The organism is Marinomonas foliarum (assembly GCF_003337275.1).
GTDB classification, from domain to species: domain Bacteria; phylum Pseudomonadota; class Gammaproteobacteria; order Pseudomonadales; family Marinomonadaceae; genus Marinomonas; species Marinomonas foliarum.
In genome coordinates this window covers 1-17324 of the sequence record NZ_QPJQ01000037.1, presented here as the reverse complement: position 1 = coordinate 17324, position 17324 = coordinate 1, and the positions used below count along the sequence as shown (strand labels likewise).

The 17324-nt window shown below is 43.3% G+C and carries 17 protein-coding genes; 10 read left to right on the top strand and 7 right to left on the bottom strand.

From position 1 onward, the window contains the following. Positions 1–27: 27 nt before the first annotated feature. From DFP77_RS16275 to miaB, 4 genes are read right to left on the bottom strand one after another with little or no spacing between them, the layout of a single operon-like run. A complete protein-coding gene (locus tag DFP77_RS16275; protein ID WP_114413278.1) occupies positions 28–894 on the bottom strand; it encodes a CorC family transporter in 867 nt (288 codons plus the stop codon). Positions 895–906: 12 nt separating this feature from the next. Beyond that, a complete protein-coding gene (ybeY, locus tag DFP77_RS16270) occupies positions 907–1371 on the bottom strand; it encodes an rRNA maturation RNase YbeY (protein WP_114413312.1) in 465 nt (154 codons plus the stop codon). Continuing rightward, on the bottom strand, positions 1371–2417 hold the full coding sequence (locus tag DFP77_RS16265) for a PhoH family protein (protein WP_114413277.1): 1047 nt from the start codon (positions 2415–2417) through the stop codon (positions 1371–1373). Before DFP77_RS16265 ends, ybeY begins: the two co-directional genes overlap by 1 nt. 13 nt (positions 2418–2430) lie before the next feature. Next, positions 2431–3786 (bottom strand): tRNA (N6-isopentenyl adenosine(37)-C2)-methylthiotransferase MiaB, encoded by a 1356-nt coding sequence (gene miaB / locus DFP77_RS16260; RefSeq protein ID WP_114413276.1) that lies wholly within the window; start codon positions 3784–3786, stop codon positions 2431–2433. Between the two features lie 220 nt (positions 3787–4006). Here miaB and DFP77_RS16255 point away from each other — a divergent pair, with 220 nt between their 5' ends. Further along, positions 4007–4669 (top strand): hypothetical protein, encoded by a 663-nt coding sequence (locus DFP77_RS16255; protein WP_239544161.1) that lies wholly within the window; start codon positions 4007–4009, stop codon positions 4667–4669. 19 nt (positions 4670–4688) lie between these two features. On the opposite strand, the gene DFP77_RS16250 is transcribed toward DFP77_RS16255, so the two are convergent. Then, positions 4689–5696, bottom strand: a complete 1008-nt coding sequence (locus DFP77_RS16250; protein ID WP_114413275.1) for an OmpA family protein — start codon at positions 5694–5696, stop codon at positions 4689–4691. 97 nt (positions 5697–5793) lie between these two features. Further along, positions 5794–6252, bottom strand: a complete 459-nt coding sequence (locus DFP77_RS16245; protein ID WP_114413310.1) for an EVE domain-containing protein — start codon at positions 6250–6252, stop codon at positions 5794–5796. Positions 6253–6402: 150 nt separating this feature from the next. On the opposite strand from DFP77_RS16245, the gene DFP77_RS16240 reads away from it, so the two are divergent. The 8 genes from DFP77_RS16240 to DFP77_RS16205 all read left to right on the top strand — a co-directional run bounded on the left by DFP77_RS16240 (position 6403) and on the right by DFP77_RS16205 (position 15961). Further along, positions 6403–7500: an HD domain-containing phosphohydrolase gene (locus DFP77_RS16240; RefSeq protein WP_114413274.1), complete on the top strand. Its 1098-nt coding sequence runs from the start codon at positions 6403–6405 to the stop codon at positions 7498–7500. A 59-nt stretch (positions 7501–7559) separates the two neighbouring features. Next, positions 7560–8474: a histone deacetylase family protein gene (locus tag DFP77_RS16235; protein ID WP_258861196.1), complete on the top strand. Its 915-nt coding sequence runs from the start codon at positions 7560–7562 to the stop codon at positions 8472–8474. A gap of 247 nt (positions 8475–8721) precedes the next feature. Then, the gene (locus tag DFP77_RS16230; protein WP_114413272.1) at positions 8722–9975 is read left to right on the top strand and encodes a sarcosine oxidase subunit beta family protein; all 1254 of its coding nucleotides are present in this window, start codon (positions 8722–8724) and stop codon (positions 9973–9975) included. 15 nt (positions 9976–9990) lie between these two features. Then, positions 9991–10275, top strand: a complete 285-nt coding sequence (locus tag DFP77_RS16225; protein ID WP_114413271.1) for a sarcosine oxidase subunit delta — start codon at positions 9991–9993, stop codon at positions 10273–10275. 11 nt (positions 10276–10286) lie between these two features. After that, complete coding sequence (locus DFP77_RS16220; RefSeq protein ID WP_114413270.1) at positions 10287–13310, top strand: sarcosine oxidase subunit alpha; 3024 nt, start codon at positions 10287–10289, stop codon at positions 13308–13310. Further along, positions 13303–13956 (top strand): sarcosine oxidase subunit gamma, encoded by a 654-nt coding sequence (locus DFP77_RS16215; RefSeq protein WP_114413269.1) that lies wholly within the window; start codon positions 13303–13305, stop codon positions 13954–13956. Before DFP77_RS16220 ends, DFP77_RS16215 begins: the two co-directional genes overlap by 8 nt. A 100-nt stretch (positions 13957–14056) precedes the next feature. Then, positions 14057–14923, top strand: a complete 867-nt coding sequence (gene purU, locus DFP77_RS16210) for a formyltetrahydrofolate deformylase (RefSeq protein WP_114413268.1) — start codon at positions 14057–14059, stop codon at positions 14921–14923. A gap of 159 nt (positions 14924–15082) precedes the next feature. Beyond that, entirely contained in the window at positions 15083–15961 is an 879-nt protein-coding gene (locus DFP77_RS16205; RefSeq protein WP_258861195.1) for an alpha/beta hydrolase, read from the top strand. On the opposite strand, the gene DFP77_RS16200 is transcribed toward DFP77_RS16205, so the two are convergent. Further along, complete coding sequence (locus tag DFP77_RS16200; RefSeq protein ID WP_114413267.1) at positions 15958–16704, bottom strand: helix-turn-helix transcriptional regulator; 747 nt, start codon at positions 16702–16704, stop codon at positions 15958–15960. The two genes, DFP77_RS16205 and DFP77_RS16200, sit on opposite strands and share 4 nt — an antisense overlap. A 79-nt stretch (positions 16705–16783) precedes the next feature. Between DFP77_RS16200 and DFP77_RS16195 the strand changes: the two genes are divergently transcribed. Then, a complete protein-coding gene (locus tag DFP77_RS16195) occupies positions 16784–17248 on the top strand; it encodes a GyrI-like domain-containing protein (RefSeq protein ID WP_181858581.1) in 465 nt (154 codons plus the stop codon). Positions 17249–17324 lie beyond the last annotated feature (76 nt).

Below are 17324 nucleotides of genomic sequence, written 5' to 3'. Positions count from 1 at the left end.
GTCAAGTCAGGGTGGGGTCTAGTCATATTAGTCTAATGTATTAGCCGCTGGTTTGGACACTTGGATCGTTTTTATTCTACGTCCATCGGATTTTACGATTTTAAAGTGGAAATCACTAAAAAATAGCTCTTCGTCGCGTAAAGGAACGTGACCGAATTGTTGCACCAGAATCCCGCCAATAGTATCGAATTCTTCTTCGTTAAGTTCTACTTTAAAGAACTCGTTGAAGTCTTCTACCGTACATAAGGCTGGAACAAGGTAAACGCCAGGCTCTGTTGTAACCTGAATGCCTTCATCGTCAAGCTTGTCGGTTTCATCTTCGATTTCACCAACAATTTGCTCAAGAACGTCTTCAATCGTAACTAAGCCTGACACGCTGCCATATTCATCGAGAACCAGTGCCATGTGGTAGCGTTTGGTACGAAAGTCATTCAGTAATACGTTGAGGCGTTTACTTTCAGGGATGAAATTCGCGGGACGTAAGCGGGCTAAAATATCTTCTATTGTTATGTCACCATCTTTGAACAGTAAAGGAAGTAGGTCTTTGGCTAAAAGTACGCCAAGGATTTCATCCGAATCTTCGCCTACAACAGGGAAGCGAGAATGGGAAGAATCGATGACTTTACGGAGTGATGTTTTTGGGTCGTCTTCAGACTTAATAACCACCATTTGTGAGGGTGGAATCATAATATCTCGTGCTTGTACCTCAGACACTTCTAGAGCACCTTCAACGATAGTGAAAGCATCGCGATCAATAATGTCGGATTTCACTGCGGCTTCTAGAAGTTTAACAATATCACCACGGCTTCGTGGCTCATCGTTGAAGGCTTGCGTTAAACGCTCAAACCAGGATTTTTGTTGATCGTTGGATAAACTCGATCGGTCGTCACTCATTAGGGTGTTAACTCACTCTTTAATCAAATAAGGGTCGGAAATAGATAGGGAGGCAAGAAGCTCTGTTTCTATCGATTCCATTTCATCTGCTTCGTCATCATTTATATGATCATAACCGCATAAATGCAAGATGCCATGAATAGTCATATGAGCCCAATGATGAAACAATTCTTTATTTTGCTCTTGGGCTTCTTTCGTCACGACTTGAGCGCAAATAACTAAATCGCCTAATAAAGGGAGTTCCAAACCAGGTGGAGACTCGAATGGGAACGATAGTACATTTGTTGGCTTGTCTTTGCCACGATACTCATGATTGAGGGCGTGGCTTTCTTCTTCATCAACAATGCGAATAGTGACTTCGAATTCTTCGTCTGACTTTTCAAGGGCTTTTTCAACCCAAACTCGAAAGTCAGCTTCGCTTGGAAGATTGGTTGTTTCTTCGGTTGCAATTTGTAAGTCAAGCTCTAATATTGCCATCATTTGGTGCTCGCAGATTGTTCGGATTGCGCAGCTAGACGAGCTTCAGTACGAGCTTTCTTTTCTTCTTCGACTTCAATGTCAAACTTGTCATAGGCTTCAACAATGCGCTGCACTAGCGGATGGCGAACAACGTCAGCTGAGCTGAAGTGTGTCATACTGATACCATTGACATCATTTAATACATGCATCGCTTGAGCTAAGCCAGAGCTAGTGCCACGAGGAAGATCGACCTGAGTGGTGTCGCCTGTGATTACGGCCGTTGAACCAAAGCCGATGCGAGTTAAAAACATCTTCATCTGTTCTTTTGTCGTATTTTGGCTTTCGTCAAGAATGATAAAGGCGTTATTCAAAGTACGACCACGCATAAACGCAAGCGGCGCTATTTCAATAACATTTTTCTCAATCAATTTATCGACCAGCTCGAATCCAAGCATTTCGTACAGCGCATCATAAAGAGGGCGTAGGTATGGGTCGATTTTCTGCGATAGGTCACCCGGCAAAAATCCTAGCTTTTCACCAGCTTCAACCGCAGGGCGAACCAGCATGATGCGCTCAACACGGTCAGCTTCAAGTGCTTCAACCGCACACGCGACGGCTAAGTAGGTTTTACCTGTACCAGCAGGCCCGATACCAAAGTTGATATCGTGTTTGCGAATTTGCTTTACGTAGCCTTGTTGGTTCTTACCTTTTGGCTTAATAAATGCCTTACGCGTTTTAATCACCAGCTGATCATTTTTTTCTCTTTTGCTGCTGGTGAGCGATTCAATCGCAGACTCTTGCAGGTAAAGGTGGATCGTTTCTGGGGTGATGTTTGTATTTGCCAAAGCTTCGCGATAAAGGTTCTCTAGTAGCGTTTTAGTGGCTGCTACATGTTCAGAATCTTCACCGGAAATGTCGAATAGTTCTCCGCGGTATTTAATAGACACATCAAGTCTTTTTTCAATTAGCTTGATGTTCTCGTCGAGTTGACCGCATAGCCTAGCCAAAGCGTCGGCTTCGGCAGGTGCTAAACGGATTTGTTGAGTAGTCTGTGTGGTTTCCAAGAGTTACCTTTGATTATTGAAGTACAAAGTCAGTGTCGAGCTCAGAACCTACCAATTCACCCAGTAGGGAATTTGGATAAGCATCTGTAATTACAACATCTGCGAATTTACCAATTAGTTGTGGGTCGAATGCACGGAAATTTACAATCCGGTTGTTTTCTGTTCGACCTTGAAGTTGACCAGGATCGCGTGGCGAATAGCCACTGACCAAGATACGCTTAACCTCACCCACCATGGATAAACTAATGTCGTAGGCTTGTTGGCTTATACGACGTTGTAGAATCGCAAGGCGCTCTTTTTTAACGTCTTCTGGCGTATCATCTTCTAAATTAGAAGCGGGCGTGCCAGGTCTTTGACTGTATACAAAACTGAAAGAGTGATCAAAGCCGATTTCTTGAATAAGATTCATAGTGTCGACAAAATCATCATCGGTTTCACCTGGGAAGCCGATGATAAAGTCAGAAGATAAGCTAATGCCCGGGCGCGCTTCTTTAATTCTATTGATTTTATCAATGTAATATTGACGGTCGTGGCCGCGCTTCATCGCACTTAGAATATTATCTGCGCCGCTTTGTACTGGCAGGTGCAAATGACTGACAAGCTTAGGCTCATGGCGGAAGGCTTCGATTAAGCTATCGGTAAATTCAACTGGGTGCGATGTTGTGAAGCGAATACGTTCAACACCATCTATTTGCGCGACTGCATGGATGATGTCAGCAAGATCGGCTTCATCACCTTCAGCTGTATCGCCACGATATGCGTTTACGTTTTGTCCTAATAAATGGATTTCACGAACTCCTTGCTCAGCCAGTTGTACAACTTCTTTCAAAATGCTGTCAAACGGGCGGCTAACTTCTTCGCCACGAGTGTAAGGCACAACACAGAATGTACAGTATTTACTACAGCCTTCCATAATGGAAACAAAGGCTTCTGCACCTTCAACGCGAGGTGCTGGTAAATGATCGAATTTCTCGATCTCTGGGAAGGTGACGTCCGTGATTGGAATGTGTTTTCCTGCCGCGTTCACCATATCAGGTAATTTATGTAGCGTCTGAGGCCCGAAAATCATATCGACATGTTTGGCGCGTTTGCGTATTGCATCGCCTTCTTGGCTTGCCACGCAACCGCCTACACCAATAACAAGGTTGGGGTTCTTTTGCTTAAGCTTTTTCCAACGGCCTAATTGATGATAGACCTTGTCTTGAGCTTTTTCGCGTATAGAACAAGTATTTAGAAGCAAAACATCTGCTTCGTCTGCGTTGTCTGTGAGTTCCATTTCATGACTTTCGCCAAGTAAATCTGCCATACGAGAGGAATCGTATTCGTTCATTTGACAGCCATGAGTTTGGATAAAAAGTTTTTTTGCCATGTAACGTATAAACCTAAAATGTGTTCGTCTAATCGACTTTGGGGCTATTATATTGGGCTTTGCTTCCGAATCCCAGAGGTGTTCTGAATTCCCTTCATTTTATGTGAAAATAGTCACATTTTTTGCTACTGGAGCTTTTGTAAAAGACCAGTCACAATAGCGCTACAATTTATACTTTTTGCGCGGACATGTTTTGACTATTTTTTCTCGGATTTTTATCTTGTCAGTCGTTGTGAGCAGCAGTGTTGCCTATGCCGAAGATAAACGACCTAATTTTGCTTTCGGCTTAGGGTATGGGCTTTTAAGTGAGAAGTCTCTCATGAATATTGATTTCAAAATAAATATGCCTATTAACGATTACCTCTCTGCCCAAGTGTTATTAAATAGTAATTATTTAATAACAGGGTCATCAAAAGACAGTTTCGCTCAGTCTGAATTCTCGTCTAATTGGTTTATCCGAAATGATTATGGTCGCTTAGGGCTTGGTCTTGGCGTTTCTGAATTACAGCCAATGGATGAAGAGCTAAAGAGTGAACGTGACATTATTGGGCAGTTTATTGGTGAGTTATTTTTGGGAGACTTTTCATTAACCACTAATTATATCTCTACGGATACAACCTTGAGTAATGTGACAAGTTCGCGTTTCGGTGTTAGTTATTATTTTAACGAAGATCTAAGAACTTCCTTATTTAGGGAGAACTATAATGTAGATGAAGTGGGCTGGCGCCTAGAAACCTACTTTCAGCCTAAAAAATATCGACAGGTGGGCAGTGTGGGGATTATCGCTAGGACGAGTGATAATTATGACTATGTTGGCGCTGTCGTGCAGTATTACTTTGATTACGCAGTTCCATTAAAGCAACGCGAATTTGAATTCCATTAGGCTGTTCTGCCTAGCGAATTTATTCTTTATCTAATTGATCGACACTCCATATCGTCCATTTCGGTATCACAACTTCTTGTGAAGCTTTAAACCTTTGAACTATGGTGGTGTCGACACGCCGATTCATTATTCTTCCCTCCTGTGTTTGGTTAGACGCGATAGGGAAGTCTTGTCCATAACCTATAGTTTTAATTCTGTCAGCATCGATAGGATAGAATGACCTAATGACGTTAGCCACCATATTGGCTCTTTCCAATGATAGCCTTTGATTGTATGCCTTGCTTCCTGTGCTGTCGGTGTAACCTTCGACAATGACAAGCGTATCGGGGTGATCTTGCAGTATCTTGTTGATAGCCTCCAGTTCTGATCGATACGAGGCTTTTATGCTGTATTTATTTCTGCCGAACGAAAGGGTTAATTTATGCGGCACTTGTAGTTTCTGACTGGCGTTTTGGTTTAAGCCATCAGGAGTGCGAAAAGGAACGACAATGTCCCCGCTTACTCTTCTGTTAAGTCGTTTTCCTTGTTCTGTGTCATTCGACGCAACAGGGCGTTCCTGTCCATAACCAAATGTTTTGATGCGATTTTTATTAATACCAAAATTTGATGTTAAAGCGCTAGAAACCGCAATTGCACGTTGTTTGGAAAGTAATAGATTGATCCTAGGTGTGCCTGTGTTGTCGGTATGTCCTTCAATTAGCAGGTTGGTTATCGGCTTTTGTTGTAAAAATAAAGCTAGATCATCCAGCTCTGCGTAGGCGCCTTCTTTTAGTTTATAGCTGGCTATGTCAAATTGAACGTCAAAGTTAAAGCGATAATATTCCAGTTTTGTGAGAGGGCAGCCAGTATTATCAACATCGACGCCTACAGGTGTATTGGCGCATAAGTCCCTAGCGTCAATAACACCGTCTTGGTCGGAATCTTTTAATGAATCCATAAGGCTAGTAGGGTACAAGGTCTGACTGATAGACATTGTGCTATATAAGGCAGACAGTATAATAGCCATCCGGGCTACTTCGATACTCATTATTAAATACTCAGTCTACTGATTTCGACTTCAAGAATGCTCTAGAAAGTGTATTTTGAAGTTTTCTTATTATCAAAATTACAATGATTAGTGATATTTATTTCCTTGCTATTAGGTTGATGTACTGCCATTCACCCATTGTAATAGGCATTACAGATAAGCGATTTCCTTTCTTGGTTAATAACATATCGGCCAGTTCTGGGTGTAGCTTTAATTCTGCTAATGTTAAAATCGAAGGCCACTTCTCAGTAAACTCTACATCGACCATGAACCATCTAGGTTTATCTGGTGATGATTTCGGGTCAAAATAAGCGCTGTTTGGGTCCCAGCTGGTATGGTCTGGATAGGCTTCTTTACTGACAGTCGCAATGCCAACAATACCCGCTGGGGAGCAGCTTGAATGATAGAAAAAGACAAGATCTCCTTCTTTCATCGTTTGCATAAAGTTTCTGGCTTGATAGTTTCTGACTCCGTCCCATGGCGAACGTTGCATTTTTTTTAGATCATCAATGGAAAACGCATCTGGTTCTGACTTCATGAGCCAATAATTTGGCATATGCACCTCAGTTTCATAATGAAACATACTATATGTTCACGCTTACAAATATTCTATCTACAATTAGAAGGGTAATCAGTGAGACTACCGAATGACTTGATAGGCCTCAATGCTTTTTTGAGTTATAGCTCCTTGTAATGGAAGAACAGAATGAGTCACTTTGCGTGTAAAGCGTTTTCAGCATTGGATAAAGAGCTCAAGGACGATTTGCTAGAGTGTTATGTTGAAGCTCAGCAAGAAATAGAAGAGATTATTAACAGTATTGAAACTGACGGTTTTTCATTTGATAAGCTGGATAAACTCTTTCGTTCGCTCCACAGCATGAAGGGGAACTGCTCTGTCTGCTTTTTAGATCCTTTGGTTGGTGTTCTGCATAAGCTAGAAGAGATAGTGGATGGTATGCGTGGAGGATACATTCAATACCATCATTACTTGGGTGAACTGATCATTGTCGTGATCGAAAAAGTGTATGACTTGATAAAGCAGATTTATCAGTCCCATGTGGCAGAAAGTGCTGTTCGTGATCAGCTACAGTATGGCCTTGATGCTATTTATGCAGAAGAAATAGATACAAAACGTCCTGAAATGGCGGCTGATTTATTGCGGCAATGTAATCAGATTATTGAGGAAAAAGATGCTCCACCACCTACCTCCGTTATTATCAAAGTGGAGTTCACTGCAGAGCAGCAGGCGGATATCGATTTATTTATTGGTTTTAGTCAGAAATTAAATCGCCTTTTGGGCTATTCGTCAGAACGTAGTGAGCGCATCTTAAAACTGTGTCAGTTGATTAATGCCGAATGTTCTAGTTCGGTTGATCCCGCCCAGCTCAGTGCAGCAGCCTATATGCACAATATGGGTATGGCTCCTATTCTAAGTTGTAAGGATGATGAAGGGCGAAAACAGCAGGCCGAGAAGAATCACACACTCGTAGGCGCTAAATTGCTGGCAAAACATGAAGGCTGGGAAGAAGCGGTTGCTATGGTTCAAGCGCATAAAGAACGCTTTGATGGTACTGGTATGCCGGAAGGCTTAATTGGTTCTCTTATACCGCAAGGTGCCTTTATTCTTGCGATGGCTGTCATGTTTATTGATGCTGTTTGGGGGAAGTCAGGCAGCGAATATAGAAAAAGTGCTATTAGAGCTGTGCAAATGGTGAACTTTGAAAGCGGTAAAGGCTTTCCCCCGCAATTGATTGAGTCTTTCAATACAGCTATTCGTAAAGTTTTGGTCGCAAAAAGCCAGTAGAGCTTGTTAGCATAGTGTTCATCTTATTCACTTGTATTTAGCTATCCATGGATGTCACTTTGCTCCCCCTTGTTTTTCACTCCCATTACAGTATTCCGTTTCCAGCAGGGCACCGCTTTCCAATGCGTAAGTTTGGTTTATTAGCAGAAACCTTGAGGGAGTTGGGTATTCTGACCGATGATAACCAATACACGCCATCGCCTTTGTCTCTTAAAGTATTGATGTCTGCTCATGATAAAGACTATGTGCAGCGTTTTATTCGAGGAGAGCTTAGTAAACGGGAAGAAAAGGAAATTGGTCTGCCTTGGTCGGAATGGCTGGTAGAGCGTACGTTGCGGGCCGTTTCTGGTACCATCCTTACTAGTGAATTAGCGCTTCAACACGGTTTGGCATGCCATCTGGCTGGTGGTACGCATCATGCGCATCCTTCCCATGGATCTGGCTTTTGTATATTTAATGATTTGGCTGTTGCGGCGTTGGCGATTATTGAGTCAGGCAAAGCCAAGAAGGTTCTCATTCTAGACTGTGACGTGCATCAAGGTGATGGCACTATTGCCTTCTTTAAAGATAGAAGTGACATCCTGCCAGTGTCCTGGCACTGTGAAGAAAACTACCCACAGGTAAAGCAGACATCTGGCGTTAATATTGCCATCCCAAAGGGCGCAAATGACCAAGAATACTTATCAATTTTAAAAGAAACTTTGCCGTCATTATTGGCAGAGCATCAGCCAGACTTTGTGTTTTATGATGCGGGTGTGGATGTCCATAAAGACGACAGGCTTGGTTATGTTAACTTAACTGACCACGGTATTTTTGAGCGAGATAAATACATTATTAGTGCCTGCGTATCACTTAATCTGCCAGTCGCTTGTGTCATTGGAGGAGGGTATGACAGAAATGAAGAAAAAGTTGCCAAACGCCATAGTCTACTTCACCAGGCCGCTAATCAGATCTGGAGTGACTCGTTTCTTTAATAGCGCCTGTTGTAAGCTTGTTTTGCTCCGCTACACGTGTGTTTTTTAACCTATCTAAAATCGACATTTACGCTCTGTCGTAAATTGTCATCCGCTAGACGCTTCCAAGCATTAGATCGTAAATCTTTCTCTCTATTATCACTATGAATACTTGGTTTATAGCGCCTTGGCTTGCTGAAGCGTTACTTCCCTTTTAACCACACCACGATAATCGTTGAAGCGATTATTTATGTAAGGAGCTGATCTGATGCAGCATTATTCAGGCTTTGGGTTGTTAAAGCACAGTTTTAGCCATCACGAAAATTGGCAGCGGGTGTGGCGTAATCCAACCCCTAAAAAGAAATACGATGTGATCATCGTAGGTGGCGGCGGACACGGTTTAGCAACGGCTTACTATTTAGCAAAGCAGTTTGGTGTTACGAATGTAGCAGTCATTGAGAAAGGCTTTCTAGGTGGCGGTAATACGGCACGTAATACTACGATCGTTCGTTCAAACTACTTATGGGATGAGTCTGCGCACTTGTATGAGCATGCGATGAAATTATGGGAAGGTCTATCTCAAGATCTTAACTACAATGTCATGTTCTCTCAACGCGGCTGTTTAAACCTAGGTCATACATTGCAAGACATGCGTGATATCGAGCGTCGTGTAAATGCTAACCGTTTAAACGGTATTGATGGCGAAGTTCTGGATGCGAAGCAAGTGAACGAAATCGTTCCAATTCTAGATTGCTCTGGTAATGCTCGTTACCCTGTAATGGGGGCTTCTTGGCAGCCACGTGCAGGTGTTGCTCGTCACGATGCGGTAGCTTGGGGTTTTGCTCGTGGTGCGGATATGCACGGTGTTGATCTAATTCAACAAACTGAAGTTGTTGATTTTATCATTGAAGACGGCACAGTAACTGGCGTAAAAACGGATCGTTACGGCGATATTATGGCAGATAAAGTAGGTTGTGTTGTTGCAGGACATTCAGGCTATATGGCTGCAAAAGCAGGTTTTGAATTACCGCTTGAGTCGCATCCTCTACAGGCATTGGTATCTGAACCGATCAAGCCAATCTTAGATACAGTAGTAATGTCTAACCATGTACATGGTTATGCATCTCAGTCTGATAAAGGTGATTTGGTAATCGGTGCAGGTATCGACAGCTATGTAGGTTATGGGCAGCGTGGTTCTTACCCAACTATTGAACATACTATACAGGCGATTGTGGAAATGTTCCCGATCTTCAGCCGTGTACGTATGAACCGTCAATGGGGCGGTATCGTTGATACATGCCCTGATGCATGTCCTATTATCTCTAAAACACCAGTGAAGAATTTGTTTTTCAACTGTGGTTGGGGTACGGGTGGCTTTAAAGCAACACCGGGTTCTGGTCACGTATTTGCTGCTTCTTTGGCAAAAGGTGAGATGCATGAGATGGCTGAGCCATTCTCAATGTTCCGATTCCACAATGGCGCGCTTATCGACGAGCACGGCGCAGCTGGTGTAGCACACTAACGGGAGATTCAGTTCATGTTTTATATTTATTGCCCTTACTGTGGTGAACACCGCGAAGAAGAAGAGTTCCATAACCAAGGCCAGGCTCATATTGAGCGCCCAGCAGATCCTGATTCTTGCTCGGATGAAGAGTGGGGGAACTACATGTTCTTCCGTAAGAACCCTCGTGGCTTACATCATGAAATTTGGGTTCACGCGGCAGGCTGTCGTAAGTTCTTCAACGTTACTCGACACACAGTAACGTATGAAATTAAAGAAGTTTACAAAATGGGTGAGCAACCTAAAGTAGTTGCAGAGTAAGGGAGCGGATCATGTCTCAGAAAAATCGTCTACAAAACGGTGGCCGTATTGACCGTTCTCAGCCACTTACTTTTACATATAATGGTAAGAAATTCGAAGGTTTCGCCGGTGATACTCTGGCGTCAGCTTTGTTAGCTAACGGTGTTGATATTATTGGCCGTAGTTTTAAATACAGCCGTCCTCGCGGTATCGTTGCAGCAGGCGCAGAAGAGCCAAATGCCATCATGCAGCTTGGTGCAACTGAAGCGACACAAGTTCCAAACGTAAGAGCGACACAGCAAGAGTTGTTCTCTGGTCTTGTATCAGGATCAACAAATGGCTGGCCAAGTGTTGATAACGATGTGATGGGCTTAGTTGGTAAATTTGGCGGCAAAATGATGCCTCCAGGTTTTTACTACAAAACCTTTATGTACCCTCAATCAATGTGGGAAACATACGAAAAAGTTATCCGTAAAGCCGCGGGTCTAGGTCGTTCACCTAATGAATACGATCCAGATATTTATGATAAAGTGAATCAACACGCTGATGTGGTTGTCGTTGGTGCCGGACCTTCAGGTCTGATCGCTGCATTGACTGCTGCGCGTGGTGGTGCTCGTGTCATTATCGCTGATGAGCAAAACGAATTTGGTGGAAGTCTTTTAAGTAGCAAAGAAAGTATTGACGGCAAAGCTGCTCATGCTTGGATTGCGGATGTTGTTAAAGAGCTTGAAGCGAACGACAATGTCATGGTGCTTCCTCGCTCTACTGTTAATGGTTACCACGACCATAACTTCCTAACGATTCATGAACGTTTGACGGATCATATTGCTGATCGTGCACCAAATGGCCAAGTACGTCAGCGCTACCATCGTGTACGTACTAAATGGGTTATTCTGGCAACAGGAGCGCATGAACGTCCTCTAGTATTTGGTAACAATGATGTTCCTGGTTGTATGGTAGCGAATGCTATCTCTACCTACATTAATCGCTACGGTGTTGTGCCAGGTAAAGAACTTGTTCTAATGACAACCAATGACAACGCTTATCATACTGCTATCGATTGGCATGATGCTGGACGTAAAGTTCAAGCCATTGTTGATACTCGTCAAAACCCAGAAGGTGAGCTAGTTAAAGCAGCGCGTGATCGCGGCATTACAGTGATCGCTGGCTCTGCGGTTATTGATGTTCATGGCGGCAAGCGCGTTAACGGTGTTTCTGTTGCATCCATCAACGAAGACGGTTCTAAAATCACAGGTTCTGTTAAGAAACTGAGTGCGGATACTGTTGCTTCTTCTGGTGGTTGGAGTCCAGTTATTCACCTATCGTGTCATACTGGTTCTAAACCTGTCTGGAACGAAGATGTGCTTGGCTTCCTACCTGGTAAAACGGTACAGAAGCAACTTACTGCAGGTGCGATCAACGGTACTTTTAATACTGCTGGTGCTTTTGAAGAAGGTAAGAAGGCAGGTCTTGAGGCATTGTCTAATCTAGATCTTAACGCGGTTGAAGTGGCTATTCCGGCTACAATTGACGTGAAAGAATCTAAAGCAATGGCGTTGTTCCATGTGCCTCATACAAAACCAACGTCTCAAGCGCCTAAGCAATTCGTTGACTATCAAAACGACGTAACGGCTGCGGGTATTGAGCTTGCTTGTCGTGAAGGTTTTGAGTCGATTGAGCACGTTAAGCGTTATACCGCAATGGGCTTTGGTACTGACCAAGGTAAATTGGGTAACATCAACGGTATGGCCGTCGCGGCGAAAATTCTGAACAAGTCTATTCCAGAAACGGGTACGACTATTTTCCGTCCAAACTATACACCAATAACTTTTGGTGCCATTGCTGGTCGTGATTGTGGTGCGTTGTTCGACCCAGAACGCTACAGTGCAATGCATAAATGGCATCTAGAGCACGGTGCGAAGTTTGAGGATGTGGGCCAATGGAAACGTCCTTGGTACTTCCCTAAAGCGGGCGAGTCAATGCAGCAGTCACTTGACCGTGAGTGTTTAGCAACTCGTGAGTCTATTGGTATTCTTGATGCATCTACACTAGGTAAAATCGACATCCAGGGTAAAGACGCCCGTGAATTCCTAGGTCGTATTTACTCTAATGCTTGGGCAAAATTGCCTGTCGGCAAGTGTCGTTATGGCTTGATGCTGAAAGAAGACGGCATGGTATTTGACGACGGTGTAACATCTTGTCTAGCTGAAAATCACTTCTTGATGACAACAACATCTGGCGGTGCGGCGACAGTACTTAACTGGCTTGAGTTATACCATCAAACAGAATGGCCAGAATTAGAAGTTTACTTCACTTCTGTTACTGACCATTGGGCAACTATGACTATCTCTGGTCCTAACAGCCGTAAGCTGCTTGAAGAATTGATCGACAGCGATGTTGATGTATCTAAAGATAGCTTCAAGTTCATGGATTGGAAACCAATGACGGTTGCTGGTGTTCCAGCACGTGTGTTCCGTATCTCGTTCACTGGTGAGTTGTCTTTCGAGATCAACGTACAAGCCAACTACGGTATGCATGTATGGAAGAAACTATTTGAACATGGTGAAAAGTACAATCTAACACCATACGGCACTGAAACAATGCACATTCTACGTGCTGAAAAAGGCTTTATTATCGCGGGTCAGGATACAGATGGTTCTGTACATCCATACGATCTAGGTATGGGCTGGGCTGTTTCTATGAATAAACCGTTTAGCTTTATCGGAAAGCGCGGTATGCAGCGTGAAGACTGTGTACGTGCAGAACGTAAGCAAATGGTTGGCATTAAAACAATCGATCCAAACGTAGTATTACCAGAAGGTGCTCAGGGTGTTTTTGACCCAACTGCGCCAATCCCAATGCCAATGGTTGGTCACGTATCATCCAGCTACTGGAGTGCGTGCTTAGGTCGATCTGTTGCTCTAGGCTTTGTGAAAGGTGGTTTAGATAAGATGGGTGAGAAAGTGTACTACCCACTTGTTGATGGTCGTATAGTTGAAGCTGAAATTTGCAGCCCAATTTTCCTAGATCCAAAAGGGGAACGTCAAAATGTCTGAAGTAAATAACGAAGCGGTAACGGTATCAGTAATGAATCAGTTACCTGATGCTTCAATTCAAGGCGAGTCACCACTATTTCACGCCGACTTAGCAAGTGTTGCTAAAAAGGGGCCAAAAACGGGTGGTGTTACGTTCAAAGAAGAAGCCTTGATGGGGCAGATTACGCTACGCTTAAATGCTGAAAATGCGGATCAATTAAGCGCAGCAGAAAAGGCCTTGGGTGTGGCGTTGCCAACTCAACCGCTAACGTCTGTCGTTGAAGGTGATGTGTCTGTTCGTTGGATTTCACCTGATGAGTGGTTGGTTGTTGTACCGGGTCTAAAGGCGTTTGAAGTAGAAACCGCGCTGCATGCAGAACTCAGCGGCCACTACCAAGTTGTCAATATCAGTGGCGGTTGGACAATCTATAAGCTATCTGGTGCGAATGTTGTCGATGTGTTGAAAAAATCGACTATTGTAGACGTGCATCCTAGCAAGTTCCCAGTTGGGAAAGTTGTGACAACAACGTTTGCTAAGAGTGGCGCTATTATTCGCCGTAGTGGTGAAAGTGAATTCGAATTAGTGGTTCGTCGTAGTTTTGCTGATTACTTATGGTTATGGATTCAAGATGCGAGTCGAGAATACGGCCTAGTCGTTCAAGCGTAACTTTTCTCATCCACTTGTTTTATTTCAATAGCTCGGTTGGCCACTCTTTGTGGCCAACCTTATTTTGAAGTAAAAGCTTAAGATAATAAGAGACTATTTTATGAAATCAAAAACCGCTCCTTGGATTTTTACCGCAAATTGCCCAAGTATCATCGGAACCGTTGATGTTGTTACTCGATACATGGCGGAAGCTGGTAACTATGTAGATGAAATTCATTCCTTTGATGATAGAGAATCGGGTCGATTTTTCATTCGCATCGAGTTTTTGCCACAAGATACTGATTTCAATGAAGACGTGTTTAAAGCTGAGTTTGCTGAGCGCGCTGCTGAGTTTTCGATGGATTGGTCGCTAACCGCGCCAAACCATAAGCCCAAAGTGGCGATCATGGTGTCTAAATACGATCATTGCTTGAATGATTTGTTATATCGTTTTCGCACAGGTCAGTTGAACATTGACGTGACGGTTATTATTTCAAATCACCCAGATTTGGAAGAGCTTGCGAAATGGCACGGTATTCCATATTACCACTTACCAATTACCGCTGAGACGAAACTAGAACAAGAAGCGCAAGTTCGTGACTTAATCGAAAAATACGACACCGAATTAGTGGTTTTAGCTCGTTATATGCAAGTGCTTTCTCCGAGCATGTGCGAATACCTCGATGGCCGAGCAATTAATATTCATCACTCTTTATTGCCAGGCTTTAAAGGCGCTCGCCCTTATCACCAAGCGTGGGAGAAAGGCGTGAAAATGGTCGGCGCGACGGCGCATTATGTGAACAATGACCTCGATGAAGGTCCGATTATCTCTCAAGGTATTCAAGTTGTTAACCATGCACACTATGCAGAAGACCTGATCGCGAAAGGGCAAGACATCGAACGTGTTACCTTGTTTAACGCTGTGAAATGTCATGTTGAAAAGCGTGTTTTCTTAAATGGTAAACGCACCGTTGTGTTTGGCGGCTAGTTAAGCTGGTATATACATAAGAAAACTGACAATGGGGAGATCATAAATGGTCTCCCCATTTTTGCTTTTAAAGAACGGTCCATCAAAAACTGGTCTATTTTTCTCTCTGCTGCGTATCACTATAATTGAGTTCATTTTAAGAGAAGCAAGAGGTCAATTTTGAGGATAGCAAAAGTGTGTGTGGCGCTGAGTTCTTTATTGCTCGTTGCCTGTACTAAGGTTGGGTTAGGCGTTGCCAATTTACCTAATGCATTCAGTGATACTGAAACGACAAAAGATATCGCTTATGGTACTGAGCCTTGGCAGAAGTTAGATGTTTATGTCCCGCCTCATTCTTCGGGTCAATCTCTTCCTGTTGTTGTCTTCTTCTATGGTGGCAGCTGGAAGGATGGGTCAAAAGATATGTATCCCTTTGTTGGCGAAGCCTTTGCAAAACAGGGCTATATCACAGTCATTGCCGATTACAGCAAATACCCGCAGGTAAAGTTTCCTACCTTTGTTGAAGACGGTGCCAAAGCTGTCGCTTGGGCGTATCGACATATTGCTGAATACCAAGGCGACCCTAAACGTCTATTCATCGCAGGCCATTCTGCTGGCGCGCATATTGGCGCCATGGTGACAGCGGATAAGCAATATTTGCAAGCAGAAGGCTTAACGCCGTCCATTATTAATGCCTTTGCAGGCTTATCTGGACCGTATGATTTTGTGCCTTACGAAGACGACTATAAGGATATGTTTGGCCCGCCAGAAAACTATTCAAACATGCAAGTAACCACTTTTATTGATGGAAAAGAGCCGCCAATGTTACTGCTTTGGGGCGCTGACGATACGATCGTAGGCAAAAGCAATATGGATAAGTTAATCGCAAAAATTCATGCTGAGCAGGGCACCGTGGAAAGTAAAATCTATGAAGGTGTTGGCCATGCCGATATGGTTTCTAGTCTTGTGTGGTTTTTGAAAAGCAAAGCTCCAATTTTAGATGACGTGACGGATTTCTTTCAGCGCTACGGTGCGAATGCGGAAAAAATGGAAGATTAAAGAGTACTGACATTTTGCTTGGTCAGGATAGCGTTGAAATCTTTCAACGGTCTTAGTGTAAACTCTTGTGGCAAAATGTCTGCTTTCTTGATGCGATCATAGCGAAAAATACGTACGTCGTTACGAAGGTGGTCCCATGCCAACAGATACCATACGGGAAACCCAAGGTACAAATAATGGGCTTCAATCTCGCGCTGCGTTTCTTGGTCATGAAAGTCTTGATAAACAATAGACAGGCGTTGATTAAATAGAAAGGCTGTATGCAGGGTTTCAATGGTCGCGTTTGTTTCATGCTTTTTCATACTGAAAGACTGTAAAACGTCTGGTGATGCTTGTTCGCCAATGTGAATTCTCTGGCGTAGCTGGTGGATTTTTTCTTTTTGCTTAGGCGAAAAAGAAGCCATCAGCTTATGACGAACGATATTAATATTCCCCATAAACAAGGTCGGTCCCATGCTTTCTGCAATGGCAAGGCTGATTAGTAAATCGATCATTTCTTGGTTTTCTAGCGATAGTCGCCCAACGCCCCAATTACGGTGAAGCTTGATACCACCGCCACGACCCTTGTCCGCTTCAATTGGCAATCCTCGTTCCCGTAAAACTCCAATGTCACGAAATAAGGTACGCTCGCTAATATTCAGTTCCGCCGCGACAATTTTGGTCGTGAGGGCGTCTTCTGATTTAAGAATGGCGGTTAATTGCTCTAATCTATCTAGGCGATCTTTGGCGTTGGCTCTATTCATGATTTTAATGTGACATAAAGTGTCATATATGTCGATATAGTGAATCTATTCTAAACGAGTCGATTTTATGGAGATTAAAATGAAGCAAATAACATTGGATGAAAAACATATAGCGGGTTTAAGCGTGCGAACGAATAATATTAGTGAAATGCAACCAGAAACCGCAAAGATAGGCGCCTTACATCAAACCTTTGCACAGCAAGCCAAAGTGAATTATGAAAAGGGCGCTTGTTTATATGGCGTATATTATCAGTATGAGTCTGACTACACAGGTGACTTCAACGTCTTAGTCGGCGCTGAACCGGATCATGTTTCATCAATGGCAGAGTTAGAACATGTTGACCTTCCTGCCGGCGAGTATCTGGTTTTTTCTGGCGAAGGGGAAATGCCGCAAGTGGTGATCGATGTATGGGGAGAGATTTGGCGTTATTTTAGTAATGCTGATTGTGTACATTACCGCGCTTACACGGCAGATTTTGAATGTTATACCAGTGAAAAAAGCGTCGACGTGTATATTGCTGTTAAGGAACATACGAACAAGTAAGACAATTTTTAGCTGACTTTCAGCTTGTGACAGTATTTCCTCAGAAGCGACATTTAATCACCACTTAACCCACTTG

Excerpts from the sequence above, each read along its gene's own strand:
- DFP77_RS16275 (WP_114413278.1), bottom strand. The coding sequence starts at position 894 with ATGAGTGACGACCGATCGAGTTTATCCAACGATCAACAAAAATCCTGG.
- ybeY (WP_114413312.1), bottom strand. The coding sequence starts at position 1,371 with ATGGCAATATTAGAGCTTGACTTACAAATTGCAACCGAAGAAACAACC.
- miaB (WP_114413276.1), bottom strand. The coding sequence starts at position 3,786 with ATGGCAAAAAAACTTTTTATCCAAACTCATGGCTGTCAAATGAACGAA.
- DFP77_RS16250 (WP_114413275.1), bottom strand. The coding sequence starts at position 5,696 with ATGAGTATCGAAGTAGCCCGGATGGCTATTATACTGTCTGCCTTATAT.
- DFP77_RS16245 (WP_114413310.1), bottom strand. The coding sequence starts at position 6,252 with ATGCCAAATTATTGGCTCATGAAGTCAGAACCAGATGCGTTTTCCATT.
- DFP77_RS16240 (WP_114413274.1), top strand. The coding sequence starts at position 6,403 with ATGAGTCACTTTGCGTGTAAAGCGTTTTCAGCATTGGATAAAGAGCTC.
- DFP77_RS16230 (WP_114413272.1), top strand. The coding sequence starts at position 8,722 with ATGCAGCATTATTCAGGCTTTGGGTTGTTAAAGCACAGTTTTAGCCAT.
- DFP77_RS16225 (WP_114413271.1), top strand. The coding sequence starts at position 9,991 with ATGTTTTATATTTATTGCCCTTACTGTGGTGAACACCGCGAAGAAGAA.
- DFP77_RS16220 (WP_114413270.1), top strand. The coding sequence starts at position 10,287 with ATGTCTCAGAAAAATCGTCTACAAAACGGTGGCCGTATTGACCGTTCT.
- DFP77_RS16215 (WP_114413269.1), top strand. The coding sequence starts at position 13,303 with ATGTCTGAAGTAAATAACGAAGCGGTAACGGTATCAGTAATGAATCAG.
- purU (WP_114413268.1), top strand. The coding sequence starts at position 14,057 with ATGAAATCAAAAACCGCTCCTTGGATTTTTACCGCAAATTGCCCAAGT.
- DFP77_RS16200 (WP_114413267.1), bottom strand. The coding sequence starts at position 16,704 with ATGAATAGAGCCAACGCCAAAGATCGCCTAGATAGATTAGAGCAATTA.
- DFP77_RS16195 (WP_181858581.1), top strand. The coding sequence starts at position 16,784 with ATGAAGCAAATAACATTGGATGAAAAACATATAGCGGGTTTAAGCGTG.